18 protein-coding genes are annotated in these 18,656 nt (G+C 62.3%); 8 read left to right on the top strand and 10 right to left on the bottom strand.

What is annotated here, in order from left to right:
- Positions 1-189: 189 nt before the first annotated feature.
- The gene (locus tag M0D64_RS17305) at positions 190-969 is read right to left on the bottom strand and encodes a DeoR/GlpR family DNA-binding transcription regulator (protein ID WP_266258636.1); all 780 of its coding nucleotides are present in this window, start codon (positions 967-969) and stop codon (positions 190-192) included.
- A gap of 352 nt (positions 970-1,321) precedes the next feature.
- Between M0D64_RS17305 and ggt the strand changes: the two genes are divergently transcribed.
- The 4 genes from ggt to M0D64_RS17285 all read left to right on the top strand — a co-directional run bounded on the left by ggt (position 1,322) and on the right by M0D64_RS17285 (position 6,158).
- Positions 1,322-2,959 carry a gamma-glutamyltransferase gene (gene ggt, locus M0D64_RS17300; RefSeq protein ID WP_266258635.1) on the top strand — a complete coding sequence of 546 codons (1,638 nt, stop codon included), beginning with the start codon at positions 1,322-1,324 and terminating at the stop codon, positions 2,957-2,959.
- The gene (locus tag M0D64_RS17295; RefSeq protein ID WP_266258634.1) at positions 2,960-4,324 is read left to right on the top strand and encodes an MFS transporter; all 1,365 of its coding nucleotides are present in this window, start codon (positions 2,960-2,962) and stop codon (positions 4,322-4,324) included. It begins immediately after the preceding gene.
- A 346-nt stretch (positions 4,325-4,670) separates the two neighbouring features.
- Positions 4,671-5,498 carry a ferritin-like domain-containing protein gene (locus M0D64_RS17290; RefSeq protein ID WP_154558052.1) on the top strand — a complete coding sequence of 276 codons (828 nt, stop codon included), beginning with the start codon at positions 4,671-4,673 and terminating at the stop codon, positions 5,496-5,498.
- Between the two features lie 135 nt (positions 5,499-5,633).
- Positions 5,634-6,158 carry a pyridoxamine 5'-phosphate oxidase family protein gene (locus M0D64_RS17285; protein ID WP_266258633.1) on the top strand — a complete coding sequence of 175 codons (525 nt, stop codon included), beginning with the start codon at positions 5,634-5,636 and terminating at the stop codon, positions 6,156-6,158.
- A 38-nt stretch (positions 6,159-6,196) separates the two neighbouring features.
- Here the strand turns inward: M0D64_RS17285 and M0D64_RS17280 are convergent, their stop codons facing one another.
- From M0D64_RS17280 to M0D64_RS17265, 4 genes are all read right to left on the bottom strand, one after another.
- Positions 6,197-7,777, bottom strand: a complete 1,581-nt coding sequence (locus M0D64_RS17280; RefSeq protein WP_211701924.1) for a DEAD/DEAH box helicase — start codon at positions 7,775-7,777, stop codon at positions 6,197-6,199.
- Between the two features lie 233 nt (positions 7,778-8,010).
- Complete coding sequence (locus M0D64_RS17275) at positions 8,011-8,631, bottom strand: hemolysin III family protein (RefSeq protein WP_093635539.1); 621 nt, start codon at positions 8,629-8,631, stop codon at positions 8,011-8,013.
- A gap of 118 nt (positions 8,632-8,749) precedes the next feature.
- Entirely contained in the window at positions 8,750-10,048 is a 1,299-nt protein-coding gene (locus M0D64_RS17270; RefSeq protein WP_154558048.1) for a cytochrome c, read from the bottom strand.
- Positions 10,049-10,069: 21 nt separating this feature from the next.
- On the bottom strand, positions 10,070-10,801 hold the full coding sequence (locus M0D64_RS17265; RefSeq protein WP_154558047.1) for a cytochrome c: 732 nt from the start codon (positions 10,799-10,801) through the stop codon (positions 10,070-10,072).
- Positions 10,802-11,171: 370 nt separating this feature from the next.
- On the opposite strand from M0D64_RS17265, the gene copC reads away from it, so the two are divergent.
- Entirely contained in the window at positions 11,172-11,558 is a 387-nt protein-coding gene (copC, locus tag M0D64_RS17260) for a copper homeostasis periplasmic binding protein CopC (RefSeq protein ID WP_266258632.1), read from the top strand.
- Positions 11,555-12,487, top strand: coding sequence for a CopD family protein (locus M0D64_RS17255; RefSeq protein WP_266258631.1), 933 nt, complete (start codon positions 11,555-11,557; stop codon positions 12,485-12,487). The genes copC and M0D64_RS17255 overlap by 4 nt, the downstream gene beginning before the upstream one ends.
- A gap of 85 nt (positions 12,488-12,572) precedes the next feature.
- Here the strand turns inward: M0D64_RS17255 and M0D64_RS17250 are convergent, their stop codons facing one another.
- From M0D64_RS17250 to dgoD, 3 genes are all read right to left on the bottom strand, one after another.
- Complete coding sequence (locus M0D64_RS17250; protein ID WP_154558044.1) at positions 12,573-12,803, bottom strand: YodC family protein; 231 nt, start codon at positions 12,801-12,803, stop codon at positions 12,573-12,575.
- A gap of 26 nt (positions 12,804-12,829) precedes the next feature.
- Positions 12,830-13,132 (bottom strand): hypothetical protein, encoded by a 303-nt coding sequence (locus tag M0D64_RS17245; protein WP_154558043.1) that lies wholly within the window; start codon positions 13,130-13,132, stop codon positions 12,830-12,832.
- Between the two features lie 228 nt (positions 13,133-13,360).
- Entirely contained in the window at positions 13,361-14,509 is a 1,149-nt protein-coding gene (gene dgoD / locus M0D64_RS17240; RefSeq protein ID WP_012434262.1) for a galactonate dehydratase, read from the bottom strand.
- 321 nt (positions 14,510-14,830) lie between these two features.
- Here dgoD and M0D64_RS17235 point away from each other — a divergent pair, with 321 nt between their 5' ends.
- Entirely contained in the window at positions 14,831-15,508 is a 678-nt protein-coding gene (locus tag M0D64_RS17235) for a FadR/GntR family transcriptional regulator (protein WP_266258733.1), read from the top strand.
- A 47-nt stretch (positions 15,509-15,555) separates the two neighbouring features.
- On the opposite strand, the gene M0D64_RS17230 is transcribed toward M0D64_RS17235, so the two are convergent.
- Positions 15,556-17,091, bottom strand: coding sequence for a DHA2 family efflux MFS transporter permease subunit (locus M0D64_RS17230; protein WP_266258630.1), 1,536 nt, complete (start codon positions 17,089-17,091; stop codon positions 15,556-15,558).
- Positions 17,092-17,248: 157 nt separating this feature from the next.
- On the opposite strand from M0D64_RS17230, the gene M0D64_RS17225 reads away from it, so the two are divergent.
- Positions 17,249-17,692 carry a MarR family winged helix-turn-helix transcriptional regulator gene (locus M0D64_RS17225; RefSeq protein WP_266258628.1) on the top strand — a complete coding sequence of 148 codons (444 nt, stop codon included), beginning with the start codon at positions 17,249-17,251 and terminating at the stop codon, positions 17,690-17,692.
- A gap of 127 nt (positions 17,693-17,819) precedes the next feature.
- On the opposite strand, the gene M0D64_RS17220 is transcribed toward M0D64_RS17225, so the two are convergent.
- The gene (locus M0D64_RS17220) at positions 17,820-18,149 is read right to left on the bottom strand and encodes a hypothetical protein (protein ID WP_266258627.1); all 330 of its coding nucleotides are present in this window, start codon (positions 18,147-18,149) and stop codon (positions 17,820-17,822) included.
- Positions 18,150-18,656: the final 507 nt, after the last annotated feature.

The raw sequence follows: 18,656 nt of genomic DNA, 5'->3' as shown, positions 1-18,656 counted from the left end.
ACTCCGCGTAACGCGGAACGGACGCCGGGGAACTGGAGTGTAGTCAACCGCCGGACAAACACCAAAGGGGCACCAGTAAATTTTCCCTTTGACAATTGCGACCCGCAGAGGCGGTTTAGGGCAGCGACCAGATCCTTGATTTCACTCGAAGTTTCGCGTGCACTGCAACATGGCGGAAGACGCCTGGGATCACTCGGCGATATACACCTGGCAGTTGGCGGCGGCGAGCGTTTCGTTCATCTCGGCGGGTGGCGCGGCGTCGGTGAAAAGCGCGTCGATCTGATCGAGGTGACCTTGGCGAACGAGCGCCGGACGGCCGAATTTGGAGTTGTCGGCGGCGAGAAACACGGTGCGTGCATGCTGGATGATCGCCTCGGCCACGCGCACTTCGCGGGTGTCGAAATCGCGCAGCGTGCCGTCCGTTTCAATGCTCGACGTACCGATGATCGCGAAGTCCACCTTGAACTGCCGGATGAAGTCGATCGCCAGTTCGCCGACGATGCCCTTATCCCACGGCCGCACGATGCCGCCCGTCACCAGCACTTCGCAATCCGGATAGCCGCTCATCATGCTGGCGACATTCAGATTGTTGGTGATCACGCGCAGGCCGCGATGCCGGTTGAGCGCTCGTGCGACTTCTTCGGTCGTCGTGCCGAGGTTGATGAAGAGGGACGCCTGATCGGGAATGTGAGTGGCCACTAGCGTCGCAATGCGCCGCTTCTCTTCGTGGAACATCCGCTGACGCGCCGTGTACGAGACGTTCTCGGAGCTGGTCGGCAGACTTGCGCCGCCGTGATAGCGGCGCAGCAGGTTCATGTCGGCGAGCCAGTTGACGTCGCGGCGGATCGTCTGCGGCGTCACGTCGAAGTGGGCCGCGAGTTCGTCCACGGTCACGAAGCCGTCGCGTTGCACCCACTCCAGCAGTTCCTGTTGCCGGGCGTTGAGAGTCAGGCGGGGGTCTCGGGTCATGTGTCTCGGGTCGTGGGTTTTTGTCGGCGCTGCCCGTCACCGGCGCGACAAGCCGAGCCGGCAAACGGGTAATGCGTGAACGAGGGTGAGCGTATTGTAAGACCATCGCGCGTCTTGTCTGCCAACTCATGCGTCATGGTTCGGGTCCAGGGCGACCCTGCGGCGACCTATTCAGGTCATTTACGCATTTATTCATTTGATAAATGAATTTGTTTTTTGTGCCGGATCGCGCTGCAATCCAAGGCTCCGCGTTGTACCCCGCGTGCTACCTGAGTTTTACCTGAGTGTTACCCGTTTCCATGGTTTCCGGCGTTATAGAACGCGCCGGACCGCGCTTTCGAGAGTGTTCGACATGACTGGCTTCAACTGGCAAAACCCCTATCCGACGCCGCGTCTGCCTGTATTCGCGCGCAATATCGTTTCGACTTCGCATCCGCTTGCCGCGCAAGCCGGTCTGCGGATGCTGTGGAAAGGCGGCAATGCCGTCGACGCGGCGATCGCGGCGGCCGCCGCCATCACGGTGGTCGAGCCGGTCTCGTGCGGCCTCGGCGGTGACGCCTTTGCGCTGGTGTGGGACGGCAAGAAGCTGCATGGTCTGAACGCTTCCGGTGTGTCGCCGGCGGCCTGGAACGTCGATTACTTCAAGCGCAAGTACGGTGAGGAAAACGGTCTTGCCAAACAACCCAAGCGCGGCTGGGATGCCGTGACGGTGCCGGGCGTGATCGCCGGCTGGGAAGCATTGCATCAGAAATTCGGCTCGCTGCCGTTTGCCGATCTGATGGAGCCGGCGATCGAGATCGCCGAGCGCGGCCATGCGGTGGCGAGCATCGTCGCCTACAAATGGGCGGCAGCCGTACCCGAATTGAAGGACCTGCCGGGCTTCGCGCAAACCTTCATGCCGCGCGGCCGCGCGCCGGAAGTCAGCGAACTGGTGCGCTTTCCCGGCCACGCGAAGACGTTGCGCAAGCTCGCCGAACAAGGTCCGCGTGCGTACTACGAAGGCGAGATCGCCGAGCAGATCGCGGCGTTTGCGCGTGAAGGCGGCGGCGCGTTGACCCTCGACGACCTGCGCAACTACAAAGCGGATTGGGTCGAGCCGATCGGCAAGGATTATCGCGGCTACACCGTGCATGAAATTCCGCCGAACGGCCAGGGCATCGCGGCGCTGATCGCGCTGGGCATCCTCGAAAAATTCGACGTGAAGGAACTCGCCGTCGACAACGTCGAGTCGCAGCATTTGCAAATCGAAGCGATGAAGCTGGCATTCGCCGACGTCTACCGCTACGTCGCCGATCCGCGCTCGATGGACGTCACGCCCGAGCAGATGCTCGACGACGCGTACCTCACGTCGCGCGCGAAGCTGATCGATCACAAGCGTGCCACGCAATTCGACTTCGGCATGCCGAAGGCCGGCGGCACGATCTACATGTCGGTGGCGGACGAGCGCGGCATGATGGTCAGCTTCATCCAGTCGAACTACATGGGCTTCGGCTCGGGCATCGTGGTGCCCGATAGCGGCATCGCGATGCAGAACCGCGGCTGCGGCTTCTCGATGGACCCGAAGTCGCCGAACGTGGTTGAGGGCGGCAAACGGCCGTTCCACACGATCATCCCGTCGTTCCTGACGCAGCAGGTGGACGGCAAGCAGGAAGCGGTGATGAGCTTCGGTGTGATGGGCGGCGATATGCAGCCGCAAGGCCACCTGCAATCGATCGTGCGGATGCTCGACTACGGTCAGCAACCGCAGGCCGCCTGCGACGCGCCGCGCTGGAAGGTCAACCGCGACTTCACGATCGACATCGAATCGACGCTCGATCCGACGACGGCCGCGGCGCTGGAGAAGCTGGGTCACACGATCAAGTCGGTCGACGATCCGTACATGGACTTCGGCTCCGGCCAGTACATCTGGAAGCTCGACCGCAACGATCCGGACCGCGGCTATGTGGCGGCAAGCGACAGCCGTCGCGACGGATTGGCAGCGGGGTTCTAAATGAACATCCCCGCGTCGCAATCCGCGACAGCATCCCCGCATTCCACGTCCGCACCGCTTTCCAAAGCGATGGTGCGGCGTATCGTGTTTTCGTCGTCGGTCGGCAATGCGCTCGAGTGGTTCGACTTTCTGGTTTACGGTTACTTCGCGACCATCATCGCGAAACAGTTCTTCCCGATGCAGGACGAGTGGCTCTCTACGCTGCTCGCCATTGCCACCTTCGGCATTTCGTTTCTGATGCGGCCGCTGGGTGCGATCGTGCTGGGCGTCTACGGCGACCGCAAGGGCCGCAAGGCGGCGCTCACGCTCGCCATCGCGCTGATGATGGTCGGCACCTTTACGATGGCGGTGATGCCACCGTATGCGTCGATCGGTCTTGCGGCGCCCGTGTTGATCCTGCTCGCGCGGCTCGTGCAAGGTTTCGCGGTGGGCGGTGAGTTCGGCAGCGCGACGGCCTTCATGGTCGAACACAGCGCGTCACGGCGTGGCTACTACGCGAGTTGGCAGTTCGCGAGCCAGGGTCTGGCCGCGATCACCGCGGCGGCCTTTGGTTCGCTCCTGACCGCGTGGATGCCGCCTGAGCAACTCAATAGCTGGGGCTGGCGACTTCCGTTTATCTTCGGTCTGCTGGTCGGGCCGGTGGGCTATTACATCCGTTCGCATCTCGACGAGACGCCGGAGTTTCTCGCCTTGCGTAAAGCACGTGAGTCCGCGAGCAAGCATCAGGTGGTGTCTGACGAGAAGGACGCGTCGTTCAGCAATCAGTGGGTGAATCTGCTGCTGGCCGTGGGCATCGTCGCGCAATCTACAGTCGGCGTGTATGTGCTGCAGCTCTACATGCCGATGTATGCGGTGAAGCAGTTGCACATGCCGGCTGCTGCGTCGTTCGGGGTGGTGGTGCTCAACGGCGGCTTGCAGTTCCTGCTGTCGCCCGTGATGGGCGCATTGTCCGACCGCATCGGCCGGATTCGCATCATGCTGACCACGTCGATCCTGATGGGCTTGCTGATCTATCCGATGTTCGCTTTGCTGCAGTCGCATCCGACGATCGGCTGGCTCCTGCTCTTGCAAGGCACCGCCGGAATTTTCAAGGCGGCTTACTCCGGACCGATGCCCGCACTGATGTCCGAGATCTTTCCAACACAGGTGCGCTCGACCGGTCTTTCAATCGGTTACAGCATCGGCGTAACGATTTTCGGCGGTTTTGCACCGACGATCGTGGAGACCTTCATTCACTTGACCGGCGACAAGCTGGCGCCAAGTTACTACGTCCTGATTGCGGCAGTGTTGTCGGGGTTGTCGCTTGTCGTGGTCGCGTGGCGTATGCGGCGCGTCCGGCTTCTCGACGGCGTTCAGCCCGCATGACGGCGTTGCCGGTGGCCGTTGTGTTTCGCAGCGAGCCTTGCCGCGTTTGACGTGCAGTCTCTTTTCAAGCCAAAGCCAGCTCTTCGAGTTGGCTTTTTTTTGCCTTGCTTGCGCCGCTTGTAACCAACTGAAGGAATCGACTACCGTGAAATTGGAACTGCGGTGGTTCGGCACGGTCTGTGCTGGGTTATCTGCAGAATTGTGAAACACCGGCTAAGATGCAGGATACAAGGGGTTAACTCTAACTCTAATCAAGGCGCTGTATCTGACACGGCGGACCGCCCTTGCGATAGTGGGCGGTTTCGAGCGCTCCACGAGTCGATACAGCTTTCGGAGCAAAGACACAATGCACACTGAGCTGAACCATGTGATGCCCTGGCGGATCGAGGATATCGACCTCACCCGCATAGACCGTCAGAAGGCCGTCGCTAACGAGGACCTGCTGCTTCTGTTGTGCGCCGCTTCGTTTATCGAAAGCGGTACCGATCTTTACACCAGTAATCTGAGCACTTTCTTCGACGGCGACCCTGAAGTCTCGGCCTGGCTCAACCAGGAATGGGAGCCGGAAGAAATGCAGCATGGCCGGGCGCTCAAGACGTATGTCGCCTACGTCTGGCCTGAGTTCGATTGGGACACCGCGTTCCGCAATTTCATGGAAGAGTATTCGCTGACGTGTTCGGTCGAAGACTTCGAAAAGACCCGCGCGCTCGAGATGGTCGCGCGCTGTGTGGTGGAAACGGGTACCGCAACGCTGTATCGCGCGATTGGCGAATGTTCGGACGAGCCCGTGCTCAAGCAGATCACCGACAACATTCGCACTGACGAAGTCCGTCACTACAAACACTTTTTCAAGTTCTTCAAGAAGTACAACAAGATCGAAGGCAATGGCCGTCTTGCGGTTCTCGGCGCATTGATGCGGCGTGTGATTGAGATCAAGAACGAAGACTCGGAGATCGCGTTGCGCCATGTTTTCGCGATTCGTTATCCGGAACGCGTGCACGATTCGGCCTATAACCGCGAACGCGCCGCGCGCATCAATGCGCTGGTTCGGCGCAATCTGTCAGCGGACATGTGCGTGAAGATGCTGCTCAAGCCGCTCGATCTGCCGGCCAAGATTCAGCCGGGCGTGCATTATCCGCTCGCCAAGATCACGCAGCACGTGTTCTTTCGTTGAGGTTTTTCTGCTGAGTTCGCGGTGGACAGATGAAGATGAATGGCCCGCTTGTGCGGGCCATTTGTTTTTCGAGGCATGATTGATCCTCGGCAGCCTTCGCAACCTCGGCAACTCGCCACTGACTGGATCGATACCATGAGCGATTCTCCTTCACCCGAACGTCCGCTCGAACAGAACGTGTTCGACGAATGGCCCGACTCCGTCCGCACGTTGTTCGACGGGTCGTCGCTGGCGAGCAAGACGGGGTTCACCGCGTCGCTGCTCACCGTCGATGCAAACGGCCATGTGCGCACGTCGCTGCTTGGCGTCGGCGAGTTGTACGCGCCTGATTCGCGCTCGCTGTGCGTCGCATTGTGGCCACAGGCTCGGGCGGCACGCGTGATCGCGCAAAACGGCCGGGCCGCGCTGACGTTCGTCTGCGACGAGGCGTTCTATCAGGTGCAGTTGCGTTTGACGCCGCTAGCGGGCCTAACAGGCGACGACAGCGGCCTCGTGTACCTCATCGGCTCGATCGACACAGGGGAGGCGCAGAGCGTGCGTTATGCGCGCCTGACGAGCGGCATCACGTTTGAACTGGAAGGGGAAGGGGATGCGGTGCTCGATCGATGGGAACGGCAGATCGAGCACCTGAAGCAGGCTGCCGCTGCGGCTAGCCGATAGTCTGGGACTACGGCTAGCGAGCAGGCAGTGCTTGAACCTTAACGGCCGCGCTGGCCGCTGCGCGTCGGCTGGCCGCCGCGCGGCGCGTCGTTGCGCGGCTTTGCGCCACCCAGCAAAGCACCCGGATTACCGCCTTGCGGCTTTGCAGCCTGCGGTTTGCGCGGCGCATGTTGCGCGGCGCTGCCTTCGTGCGCCGCCGCACGCGGCTGACCGTCATGACGCTGGCCGTCGCGGCGCGGCTGGCCGCCGTTGCCGGCCGGTTTCGCACCTTGCGGCTTCGGCTGCTGCTGACCATTCGCCGGACGCTGACCCGAACGTTGTGCGGGCTTGGCCGACGACGCGCCATCGCGGCGGCCGCCGTCACGCTGGCCGCCGTCGCGCTTCGGCGCACCCTGGCTCTGACGCGGCTGACGATTGCCACCGCCGCCACCACCGCCCTGGCCACGGCGCAGAATCGGTTCCGGCTTCGCAGTCGGATCCGGCTCAAAACCGGCGATCACTTCCTGCGGCACCTGACGCTTGATCAGCTTCTCGATGTCCTTCAGCAATTGCAGTTCGTCGACGCACACCAGCGAAATCGCTTCGCCCGATGCGCCTGCACGACCCGTGCGGCCGATGCGGTGCACGTAATCTTCCGGCACGTTCGGCAAATCGTAGTTGACCACGTGCGGCAGCTGATCGATATCGATACCGCGTGCGGCGATGTCGGTCGCGACCAGCACTTGCAGTGTGGCGTCCTTGAACTCGGCGAGCGCGCGTGTGCGGGCCGACTGGCTCTTGTTGCCGTGAATCGCCAGTGCGCTGATGCCGTCTTTCGTCAGTTGTTCGGCAAGGCGGTTCGCGCCGTGCTTGGTGCGCGTGAACACTAGCACCTGGAACCAGTTGTGTTGCTTGATGAGGTGCGTGAGCAGCTCACGCTTCTTGTCGCGGTCGACCGGGTGAATCTTTTGTGCGACGAGTTCAGCCGTCGTGTTGCGCCGGGCGACTTCGATCAGCGCCGGCGAGTCGAGCAGATTGTCGGCGAGGGTCTTGATCTCGTCGGAGAACGTAGCCGAGAACAGCAGATTCTGACGCTTCGGCGGCAACTTCGCGAGCACGCGCTTGATGTCATGGATGAAGCCCATGTCCAGCATGCGGTCCGCTTCGTCGAGCACGAGAATCTCGAGATGCGACAGGTCGATGGTCTTCTGCTGCATGTGGTCGAGCAAACGGCCCGGCGTCGCGACGACGATGTCCACGCCGCTGCGCAGCGCGCCGATTTGCGGATTGATGCCGACGCCGCCGAACATCACGGTCGACTTCAGCTTCAGGTACTTGCCGTAGGCGCGCACGCTTTCTTCGACCTGTGCGGCCAGCTCACGCGTCGGCGTGAGGATCAGTGCACGGACAACGCGCTTGCCCGACGCCGTGGTGACGGCGGGCATGGTGTTCAGACGCTGCAGGATCGGCAGCGTGAAGCCGGCGGTCTTGCCGGTGCCGGTCTGCGCGCCAGCCAGCAGGTCGCCGCCGTTGAGCACGGCGGGGATTGCTTGTGTCTGGATCGGAGTCGGGGTGGTGTAGCCGAGTTCGTGTACAGCGCGGACCAGCGGTTCGGACAAGCCGAGGGAATCAAAAGACATAAATGCTCTTTGCAATGCAGTTTCGCGAACGGCACCAGACGGCACCCAATGGACCCAGGCGGGTACCAGCGGGTACAGGCACGGCATGAACACGCCTCTATGGCGCGTTCGAGGCCAAAGCCCAGTTCCGGTCGCAGAGAAATCGGCGGCACGCTCAAATGCGTGCCGAATGCTTCAACGCGCTATGCAGACACGTTGACTGGCCTTAAGTTGCATTTCGCCGCCGTGGGATGTCACGCGACGTAGCGCGCAACACTGACGAATTGACACAGACTGCCCGCCAGTACGAACAGGTGCCAGATACCATGTCCGTGCCGGATGCGCTCGTCGTTGATGAAGAAGTAGATGCCGGCGCTGTAGATGACCCCGCCGGCCACGAGCCAGGCGGTACCCGCTGCCGGTAAAGCTTGAACCAGCGGGCGGACGGCAACGAGCGCGAGCCATCCCATCAAGACATACAGCACCATCGAAACGCTGCGGGTGCGTCGCCCGAGCGTCAGTTCCTGCACGATGCCGAGAGCGGCAAGCCCCCAGCTTACGCCGAATAGCGACCAGCCCCACGGCCCACGCAAAGTGACCAGCGTGAACGGGGTGTAGCTGCCGGCGATCAACAGATAGATCGCCGAATGGTCGCATTTTTGCAGAACCGCTTTGACACGCGGGTTACGCACGCTGTGGTAGAGCGTCGAGATAGCATACAGCACGAACAGCATCGCACCGTAGACGCTGAAACTCACCACCTTGTACGCGTCGCCGTCGAGCGCGCCCATTGTCACGAGCGTAGCCAGCCCCGCCACCGACAGCACGGCGCCGACGAGATGGGTAATGCTGTTGAAACGCTCACCGACATGCACGGCTCTTTCCTCCTGCGCGGTTTCATAAGGGTTTGTACCCACATGATACCGGTCCTGCAAAAACGAAGGGCGCGGCCGCGTATTCCGCAGGCCGCGCCCCCGGTACATCTAACGCCGCTTAGTCGAGCGGCGCCGAACGCAGATCAGACACTTGCTGCGGCGACACAGCCGTACCATGGTTGCCCCACGACATACGAATGTACGTCACGACAGCGGCCACTTCCGTGTTCGACAGTGCCTGTGCGAACGGCGGCATACCGTACGGATGCGGGTTGGCTTCCGTGCTCGGCGGGTAACCGCCGTTCAGCACCATACGGATCGGGTTGACCGCCGACGGCATCTGGATCGACTGGTTGTTCGCCAGCGGCGGGAAGGACGGCGGCATACCAAGACCGTTTTCCGCGTGACACTTCGCGCAGTTGTCAGCGTAGATCTTCTGACCTTGCTTCAACAGTTCGCCACCGAACTTTTCCGAGGTCTCGAGCTGCAGCGGTTCCGGCGCTTCGCTCTTCTGCGGAATCGTCTTCAGGTACGTGGCCATCGCGTTGATGTCTTCGTCCGACATGTACTGCAGGCTGTTGTGAACCACTTCAGCCATCGGACCGAACACCGCGCCGCGGTTCGACACACCGGTCTTCAGCAGATCGGCGATGTCTTTGGTTTCCCAGTCGCCGAGGCCGGCTTCCTTGTTCGACGTCAACGACGGTGCATACCAGTTCTGCAGCGGGATCAGGCCGCCGGCAAACGCAGCCGAGTTGACCGGGCCGCCCATGGCGTTGATCGACGTGTGGCACATGCCGCAGTGGCCGAGGCCTTCGATCAGGTACGCGCCACGGTTCCATTCGACCGACTTGGTCGGATCAGCCTTGTACTCGCCTTCGCGGAAGAACAGCGTGCGCCACCCAATCAGCATGTTGCGCTGGTTGAACGGGAATTTCAGTTCGTGCGGACGGCTCGCCACATTGACCGGCGTGACCGAGCGCAGGTACGCGTAGATCGCGTCCGAGTCGGCGCGCGTGACCTTTGTGTAGCTCGTGAACGGGAAGCCCGGGTACAGCAGGCTGCCGTCTTTCGAACGGCCCGTGTGCATCGCGCGGTAGAAGTCGTCCTGCGTCCACTTGCCGATACCGTACTGGTCGTCAGGCGTGATGTTCGGTGTGAACATCGTGCCGAATGGCGTAGCCATCGGCAGGCCGCCGGCGAACTGCTTGCCGCCGCGCACCGTGTGGCAGGCGATACAGTCGCCGGCGCGGGCGAGGTACTCGCCCTTCTTGATCAGTGCGGCCTGGTCGGCGGGCGTTGCCGCCATGGCCGTGCCGTTATGCAGGTTGTCGCCGCCCGACCACAGGACGGGAACGAGTGCGGCAGCCGCAACGACGACGACTGCCGAGAGGGCGAACAAAGACTTGCGTTTCATTTGAGTGTCTCTCCCGGTGCCTTATTGCGGTTCGCTGCCGCAGGCAAGCGGAGTCTTCAACGAGCGGGCCGGAGCCGGCACGGGGTTTTGTGGAGCCTTTTGCGTGGCAAGCCAGGCAGCGACGGCGTTCACGTCTTCGTCAGTCAGGCGGGTGGCGATGGTGTGCATGCAATCCGGTGCGATGGCATGGCGCGAGCCCGAACGCCATGCGCCCAATTGCGCGCTCATGTAGTCAGCGTGCAGGCCGACCAGACCCGGGATAGCGGGTTCCATGCCGGTCAATGCCTTGCCGTGGCAAGCCGCGCAAGCCGGAATCTGTTTGGATGCGTCGCCGTTCAGGACGATCTGCTGGCCGCGCGCAACGATGGCCGCCGACACGGTCGGCTTGGCCGGCGTGGGGTAGGGCGGGCGTTGTTGCGAGAAGTACGTGGCGATCTGATGAAGGTAGTCGTCCGAGAGATACGTGACGAGGTAGTTCATCGGCGGGTATTTGCGGCGCCCTTCGCGGAAGTTCTGCAACTGGTTGTACAGATAGTCGGCCGGCTTGCCTGCGAGACGCGGGAAGTAGTCGTTGTCGGTACCTTGGCCATGGGAGCCGTGGCAGGCCGTGCAGCCTTGCACGCGCGCTTCCATCGTATCGGGGGCCTTCGGTTGAGTCTGCGCTTTCGCAGCGCTATAGACACCCGCGGAGCCGATCAGCAGAAGGGCAAGCAACGGGCGGAAAATGCGTCTTGAAGACACGCGTAACTCCATCAAAATCGGGGACCTGACCGAACTTCGAGCGGCTCGGTGTGAAGGGCAGCCGGCGCTGCGGCGACGCAGCATTCTATCATCGAAGGGTGATGGTGACTATTTGCCACATTAGAGAAGGTTCCGGGTGTCACGGCGATGCGACAGTTTGACGCGCGTCGTTGGCTGGCAAGCGGGGCGGCCATCTCGATTTTTGTCTGCCGGATCGTAGATGCACATGTCGTTCCCATGGGCCTGCATAACAAAGCAGGTTGAACCGACTGGCGCGCCGGCCATCGAAGCGTACACTTCCGGGCGCGCCGGCGTCCCTCTGATGTGGACGACCTTCGGCTCACCGTCTACCGTTTTACTTTCCACAAGCTATCGGCCTTACATGAAGCTATTGAAGCTATTCAATTTTTCCCGTCCGGCGCTCCGTGCGTTGACGTTCGGCGCCGCGGCGCTGGTCATGACGTCCACGGCTTTTGCGCATGCGCATCTGGTGTCGAGCGAGCCGGCGGCGAACGCCGAAGTGGCCACTGCCACTGAAGTGACGATCCATTTCACCGAGCCGCTCGAACCGGCTTTCAGCCGGATCGAACTCAGCGACGCGAGCGGCAAGCCCGCCGCGCCGGCTGCGTCGCAAGTTGACCAAAGTGATGCAAAGGTGATGCACCTGGCGCTGCCGCAGTTGACGGCTGGCCGCTACGCGGTGCACTGGATCGCGGTTGCCACGGACGGCCACCGTACGCAAGGCAACTTCGCGTTCATCGTCAAATGAGCATGGACGGACTGTGGATCGGGCAGGTCGCGATGGCCGCGCTCATGAATGTCGCGTTTGCGTTTGCCGTCGGTTCGGCGCTGCTCAGCGCCTGGCTCGCCAAGGACGCGCAAACCAAGATCAACCCCGCACGGCCCGCCTGGTTGCGCGCGCAACGGTCGATGCTGACCGCCACCGTCGTGCTGGTGCTCGCGGATCTGGGCTGGCTGCTGTATCAGGCGGCGTCGATGAGCGGCGTCGCGTTGCCGGCGGCGATTGGGGTGGTGCCGACTGTCTTGACGCAAACCCATGTCGGTTACGGCTGGAGCGTGGCGTTCGCCGGCGCGCTGGTGCTGCTGGGCACGGCCATGGCCAGTCATACGGGCATGCTGCGCAATGCACTGCTGTGGCTCGCGGTGATCGCGATTGCGGCGGGCAAGGCGTCGCTCGGACATGCGGCGGATGCCGGCCCGGCCTCGGCGGCGATCGGCATGCAGACGCTGCATGTGCTGGTGACGAGCGTCTGGGGCGGACTGGCGATGGCGGCGGGGCTCGCGGTATTGCCCGCGCTTGGCACGTCGACCGCGCGCGGGATGCTGATCCGCACGGCGACGCAGGTGTCGCACGTATCCGTTGTGGCGGTCGGGTTGGTGCTGCTCACCGGGGTCTTCAATGCCGTGCGTGGATCGGGCGGCTCGTTCGAAGCCATCCAGATGAGCACGTGGGGCCATGTGCTGACGCTGAAGCTCGCGCTAGTCGCGCTTGCGCTGGTGCTCGGCGGCCTCAATCGCTTCTCGGCGCTGCCGCGCCTGCGCCGCACGGCCTCGACGATGGACGCGCATACCTTCGTCAACGTGCTCTATCTCGAAGCGCTGGCGATGGTCGGCGTGTTCGTCGCAGCGGCCGTGTTGTCGCACAGCGTGCCGGCATTCGCAGCGTTGGGCAGTTAAGGCTAAAAAAAGCGCCGCACAGCAAAGGCGTGCGGCGCAATACACACGGTCGCCCGGCGGTGGCCGGCTGATCCGTTACTGCCCTTTAGGCGGCGAGCGTGTTGTGCGCCCGTTTCAGCGTCTCTTCCGGAAACATTTCCTGCTGCAGTTCGCCGTCGTTGCCGAACCACTGGCAGATCAACCAGTTGCCCGGCGCGAACAGCACCGGTCCGCTCCAGGTGGCGGTCATCGGACGTCCGCCGGACCTGAGCGTCAGGACGTCGCCGGCTCGGTAGGCAGGTTTCGCGGGGCTCGCAGGTCTCTTTCGCGGTCGCATGATGAGCGTCCGTTCGATGAAACGGATCATTCGAGGCCGAGCCGATGTCCGAGAATCGGCGCGCAGAAGAGCGCGATCGCGCAGCCCGCTGCTTTGCCTTCCAGTTCCGCGCCTGCGGCACGTGAGCTGTACATGTGGGTCAGCAGCTCGAAGAGTTGCGGCAGGCAGTACAGCACCGCGGCAGCGATAAAGCATTTTTCGACCACCGAGATGCGCCAGCCGCGTTCGTACGCGAGCATCGCGCCGATGATGCGAAGCACGCCGAACACCACCAGCGCGCCGACGGCGGCCTGTTCGCGTAGCAGATAGTCTGGAAGGAATTCGCCCATGATGTTCCCCGATGCATTTGTCGTTTTGAATGCATTTGAGCAAGGAGCGGGCCATGCGTATGTCTGATGCCGAACAAACGGCTTGAAAGCCTTTGTGGGTAAGGCTTTGCGGGTGGTGTGACCGCGCCGGCAAAGTGCCGCGAAGGGCGTATTCCGGCCGGTTCGGTCCGGGGTGTTACGTAACTGAGACGGCACACGCTACGTCAGCCGTAACGTGTGCGCCGGCAATTACCATTCCGCGACGCTACCATCCTCATGGCGCCACACCGGATTGCGCCAGCGGTGGCCGACCTTCGCCATCTCGCGCACCTTCTCTTCGTTCACTTCGATGCCGAGGCCCGGGCCTTGCGGAATCGACACGAAGCCGTCTTCGTATTTGAAGACTTCGGGGTTCTTGATGTAGTCGAGCAGGTCGTTGCCCTGGTTGTAGTGAATGCCCAGGCTCTGTTCCTGAATGAACGCGTTGTAGCTCACCGCGTCGATTTGCAGGCAGGTGGCCAAGGCGATCGGGCCGAGCGGGCAGTGCAGCGCGAGCGCGACGTCGTACGCCTCGGCCATCGACGCGATCTTGCGGCACTCGGTGATCCCGCCCGCGTGCGACGCGTCCGGCTGGATGATGTCGACGTAGCCGCCCGACAGGATGTGCTTGAAGTCCCAGCGCGAATACAGACGTTCGCCCAGCGCGATCGGCGTGTTGGTCTGGTTGACGATGTCGCGCAAGGCTTCCGCGTTTTCCGACAACACCGGCTCTTCGATGAAGAGCAGCTTGTACGGGTCGAGTTCCTTGGCCAGCACCTTCGCCATCGGCTTATGCACGCGGCCGTGGAAGTCCACGCCGATGCCGATGTTCGGTCCCACCGCTTCGCGCACGGCGGCGACGTTGTTGATGACGCCTTGCACCTTGTCGAAGGTGTCGATGATCTGCAGCTCTTCGGAGCCGTTCATCTTCACTGCCTTGAAGCCGCGTTCGACCACGGCACGCGCGTTATTCGCGACGTCGCTCGGACGGTCGCCGCCGATCCACGAATACACCTTGATCTTGTCGCGCACCTGGCCGCCGAGCAGCGCATGAATCGGCACGCCATGATGCTTGCCCTTGATGTCCCACAGCGCCTGGTCGACGCCGGCAATCGCGCTCATCGTGATCGGGCCGCCGCGATAGAAGCCCGAGCGGTACATCACCTGCCAGTGGTCTTCGATCAGTAGCGGGTCTTTGCCGATCAGATAGTCGGACAGCTCCTCGACGGCGGCCGCCACGGTATGTGCGCGGCCCTCGACCACCGGCTCGCCCCAGCCGACGATGCCTTCGTCCGTCTCGATCTTCAGGAAGCACCAGCGCGGCGGAACGATGAAGGTTTCGAGCTTGGTGATTTTCATGGTGTGCGTCTCCTTGCGGCTTGGGTGCCTGCGTGTGCGGACAATTTCGAGGATTCACATGCTACAACAAAAGTGCGATTAAGTACTATTAATAGTACTATTGGCCAAATAGTGGCCTGAAGTTGGTAAAGATGCCGGCCGGGGCGGCTGGATACTCGCCGGGCGACGGCGACGATGACGCCGCAACCGAACGCCGGCCAGCATGCCAACGCCGCAACGGCGCCGAAGGCGGAGGTTGGCGGGTTGAGATGCCGGATAATCGCGGTCGTTCCGGGCTCAGGTCCGATATCAATAGCGCCGAGAGGCTGCTGGGAGAAAGCTATTCAGCACGATCTGCATGGGCGCGTCGCCCATCTGCTGGCGACCGCGATTCTGCGCGGCGACTACGCGCCCGATTCGATCCTGCCGCGCGAGGCGGAGTTGATGGACACCTTCGGCGTGAGTCGGACGGTGTTGCGCGAGGCGCTGCGTACGCTGACGTCGAAAGGGCTGATCGAATCGCGGCCACGGGTGGGCACACGGGTGCGGCCGAAACATGCGTGGAATCTGCTCGATGTCGATGTACTCGACTGGTATTCGCGCGTCGCCGAGCCGATGGCCTTCGCGCTCAAGCTGCAGGAAATGCGCGAGATGATCGAGCCGTACGCGGCGGGTCTGGCGGCGGCCTCGCATACCGGCAACACCTTCAATGCGCTCGCGGCAGCGCATGCGTCGATGGTCGGGGCGCGTAACGTCGATGAATGGGTGCGCGCCGATCTGCAATTTCATCTGAGCGTGCTGACGGCATGCAGCAACGAATTGCTGATCCCGCTCGGCACGCTAATCGAGCGCACATTGGAAGCGCAGCTACGCCTGAACGCGAAACGCGCAGACGTGTTCAACGCGTCGCTGGCCGAACACACGGCGGTGTTCGAAGCGATCCGCGACCGTGATGCAACGGCGGCGCGAGACGCAATGGCGGGATTGCTGGGCGTGACGCGAGGAAGAATCGAAGCGTGAGTGTGACGCGAAAGCGCTGCCGCTCCCGCTTGACGGCATCATCGTGCTCAATCCATCGCCGCGTGCGCCACTGATGCATCCGGCGCCTGGTGCGCTGGGCGGATCAACAGCAGCAGCGGAATGACCAGTAGCGTCGCCACGAACATCAGCTTGAAGTCGTTCAGATAGGCGATCATCGACGCCTGCTGCGTAATCGACGCATTCAGCACCGCCAGGTCGTAATTCGAGCCGCTATTGAGCATCGACTGGATTGCCGGATTGAACGGCGTGACATTCGCTGCGAGGTCAGCATGCGAGACCTGCGTGTTGCGGGTCATCAGCGTCTGCACGATCGAAATGCCGATACTGCTGCCGATGTTGCGCATCAGGCTGTACGTCGCAGTGCCGTCGGCGCGCAGTTCGGGCATAAGCGTGGAGAAGGTCAGCGCGCTCAATGGCACGAACACGAGGCCGAGACCAAAGCCCTGCACCACGCCAGGCCAGACGATGTCCGACTCCGACAGCACGATCGTGTAATGCATCATCTGCCACAGTGCGAACGCGGAGATCAGGAAGCCGGCGAGCAGGAGAAGCCGCGCGTCGATCCGCTTCAATAGCCGTCCGGCGAACAGCATCGCGACCATGGTTCCCGCGCCGCTCGGCGCCGTGACGAGGCCCGTGGTCGCGACGGGATAGTTCATCAGGTTTTGCAGCATTGGCGGCAGCAACGCGCGCGTCGCATACATCACCGCGCCGATCACGAAGATGAAGAACGTGCCGGTGGCGAAGTTCGGGTCCTTCAGCAACTCATATTTGAAGAACGATTTCTTGCCGACCGTCGCCGTATGCACGAGGAAGAACGCGAAGCTGATCGCAGCGACCAGCGCCTCGATGACAATCTCATTCGAACCGAACCAGTCGAGTTGCTCGCCGCGGTCGAGCATTGCCTGCAGCGCGCCAATCGCGAGACCCAGGGTGGCAAAGCCGAACGCGTCGAATTTCGCGTCGTGCTTCGGTTCACGCGCGGGTAGGAAGGTGGCCACGCCGAACAGCGCAAACGCGCCGATCGGCACGTTGATGAAAAACACCCAGCGCCAGTTGTAGCTATCGGTGAGCCAGCCGCCGAGCGTCGGCCCGAGAATCGGTCCGACCATCACGCCCATGCCCCACACCGCCATCGCCTGGCCCTGCTTTTCGCGCGGATTGATGTCGAGCAGGATCGACTGCGACAGCGGCACCAGCGAGGCCCCGAAAATCCCCTGCAGCAAACGCGATGCGACGATCTGCGTCAGCGTTTCCGACAAGCCGCATAGCGCCGAGGCCACCGTGAAGCCGCCGATCGAGAAGATCAGCAGCCGCTTGACGCTCAGCCGGTCGGACAGCCAGCCGGTCAGCGGCGTGGCGATCGCGGCCGCGACGATGTACGAGGTCAGCACCCACGTGATCTCATCCTGCGACGCCGACAGCGTGCCCTGCATGTGAGGCAGCGCGACGTTGGCGATGGTGCTGTCGAGCGTCTGGATCAGCGTCGCGAGCATGATCGAGATGGTGATCATCGGCCGATTGAGCCGGGCGGCGCTCGTCGACGCGGAGTCGGTGGACATGGGGGAGTGGGACCTTCGAGATAGTAAGCATGCTTATTATATTGGCTGCAAGCGCATCCGCCCACCAGGATTTATGCGGAGCCTGAATTGCGCCCGTTGCGCCGGTTTTGCGCCCATTTCGACGCTGACAAACGGAAGCCTTTCGTATAATCGGCCCATGACCATCCAACTCGAAGAACGCTTCGGCTTTCTGATTTCCGACGTCGGCCGCCTGACAGGCAAGCGTTTCGACGATCTCGCGAAGTCATCGGTCGATCTGACGCGCGCGCAGTGCCGCGTGCTGGCCAACCTCGCCCATTACGGCGACGTCAATCAGGCGCGGCTCGCGGACCTGCTCGAAGTCGCGCCCATTTCGGCGGGGCGTCTGCTGGACCGGATGGAGGAGGGCGGCTGGATCGAGCGCACGGCCAATCCGGAGGATCGCCGCGAACGCCAGGTGCGCATGACACCGAAGGCCGCGCGCACGCTCGGCAAGGCCCGCAAAGTGGGCGATGAAATCGCGCTCGAAGCGCTGAACGGTTTTACCGACGAAGAAGCGAAGCAGCTCATCGCGCTGCTGCAACGGGTGCGCGGGAATCTCAGCCGGCTGGTGGATCGGTGAGCGTGGGGCTTGTCCGTTTTAGTTGGCGCAGGATCCGGCAAAGATAGTGCGAAGGAGCGAGCGTAAGCCAGCTCCTTTTTCGTTGCGAGCGTTAAAGCCGATGACTCGATTCTGCAAAGTCATCCGCCTATTTGGATTCGGGGGCGGCGCCTGACGGCTGAACCAGTTCGAAGCACGCAGCCTTGGTTTTTGCATCGGCCAGAGACGGGTCGATACATTTGAAGGCGCTCTGATCGCGCTGAACGAAAATCGTATCGGCCGAGCCGGCATTGCCGTGCGCGCCGTTTACTACGGCGACGATTTTGTAGCCGTCCTGCAGCAACGTCGAAAGCGTGATTGGACTGGCGCGCCACTGACTGTCGGGCGGCGTTTGGGCGTTGACGGAGAGTTGCGATGCGGCGGTGAAAAGCGCGACGGATGCGGTGGCCACGGCAAGCGCGGCGGTGCGGAACGTCATCAAGAAACCTCCTTGCTGTTGCTATTTGGAAGACCAAAACAAAAAAGCCGCTGACCTTGCGGATCAGCGGCTTTTTCTTGCAGTTGTGGCGAATCAGGGACTCGCAGCAGATGGCCGGTGAGCCTTGTCCGGCTTGGTTTCGCGGCTGCTAGGATTCTCAGGATAGCAGTTCCGGGTAGCAGTCGCGCATAGTTTTACATTCGGTTTCAGGGACGGCTCCCACTTCGCTTCCTGTCCGGGTAACGAGCCGCCCAAGGCGTACAAGCCCACCCCGGTGATAATTGCCCGAAACACCAGCGCTGGCGCAGGCCTTCTTTCCTGCCTTCTTTCTTGAATGCCGCTCTGCCGCGGTCTATCTTTAAGCTGATTCACTTCAGGAGATGGCCATGAACCGCGCTGCGGTGGACGTGCATTTTGACCGCGTGCACATGTTCATCGACATGTCCGACGGCCCCGCCGTTCAATTTCCACTGGACTGGTTTCCCGTGTTGCAGGCCGCCACGGCAG

The sequence above is a fragment of the Paraburkholderia sp. WS6 genome (genome assembly GCF_030464835.1).
Taxonomy (GTDB): domain Bacteria; phylum Pseudomonadota; class Gammaproteobacteria; order Burkholderiales; family Burkholderiaceae; genus Paraburkholderia; species Paraburkholderia madseniana.
This window is presented reverse-complemented; position numbering and strand designations above follow the sequence as displayed.

Coding starts and splice junctions, on each gene's coding strand:
- M0D64_RS17255 (WP_266258631.1), top strand. CDS start 11,555: ATGAGCATGGACGGACTGTGGATCGGGCAGGTCGCGATGGCCGCGCTC.
- M0D64_RS17270 (WP_154558048.1), bottom strand. CDS start 10,048: ATGAAACGCAAGTCTTTGTTCGCCCTCTCGGCAGTCGTCGTCGTTGCG.
- dgoD (WP_012434262.1), bottom strand. CDS start 14,509: ATGAAAATCACCAAGCTCGAAACCTTCATCGTTCCGCCGCGCTGGTGC.
- M0D64_RS17230 (WP_266258630.1), bottom strand. CDS start 17,091: ATGTCCACCGACTCCGCGTCGACGAGCGCCGCCCGGCTCAATCGGCCG.
- M0D64_RS17265 (WP_154558047.1), bottom strand. CDS start 10,801: ATGGAGTTACGCGTGTCTTCAAGACGCATTTTCCGCCCGTTGCTTGCC.
- ggt (WP_266258635.1), top strand. CDS start 1,322: ATGACTGGCTTCAACTGGCAAAACCCCTATCCGACGCCGCGTCTGCCT.
- M0D64_RS17290 (WP_154558052.1), top strand. CDS start 4,671: ATGCACACTGAGCTGAACCATGTGATGCCCTGGCGGATCGAGGATATC.
- M0D64_RS17305 (WP_266258636.1), bottom strand. CDS start 969: ATGACCCGAGACCCCCGCCTGACTCTCAACGCCCGGCAACAGGAACTG.
- M0D64_RS17280 (WP_211701924.1), bottom strand. CDS start 7,777: ATGTCTTTTGATTCCCTCGGCTTGTCCGAACCGCTGGTCCGCGCTGTA.
- M0D64_RS17220 (WP_266258627.1), bottom strand. CDS start 18,149: ATGACGTTCCGCACCGCCGCGCTTGCCGTGGCCACCGCATCCGTCGCG.
- M0D64_RS17250 (WP_154558044.1), bottom strand. CDS start 12,803: ATGCGACCGCGAAAGAGACCTGCGAGCCCCGCGAAACCTGCCTACCGA.
- M0D64_RS17285 (WP_266258633.1), top strand. CDS start 5,634: ATGAGCGATTCTCCTTCACCCGAACGTCCGCTCGAACAGAACGTGTTC.
- M0D64_RS17225 (WP_266258628.1), top strand. CDS start 17,249: ATGACCATCCAACTCGAAGAACGCTTCGGCTTTCTGATTTCCGACGTC.
- copC (WP_266258632.1), top strand. CDS start 11,172: ATGAAGCTATTGAAGCTATTCAATTTTTCCCGTCCGGCGCTCCGTGCG.
- M0D64_RS17245 (WP_154558043.1), bottom strand. CDS start 13,132: ATGGGCGAATTCCTTCCAGACTATCTGCTACGCGAACAGGCCGCCGTC.
- M0D64_RS17295 (WP_266258634.1), top strand. CDS start 2,960: ATGAACATCCCCGCGTCGCAATCCGCGACAGCATCCCCGCATTCCACG.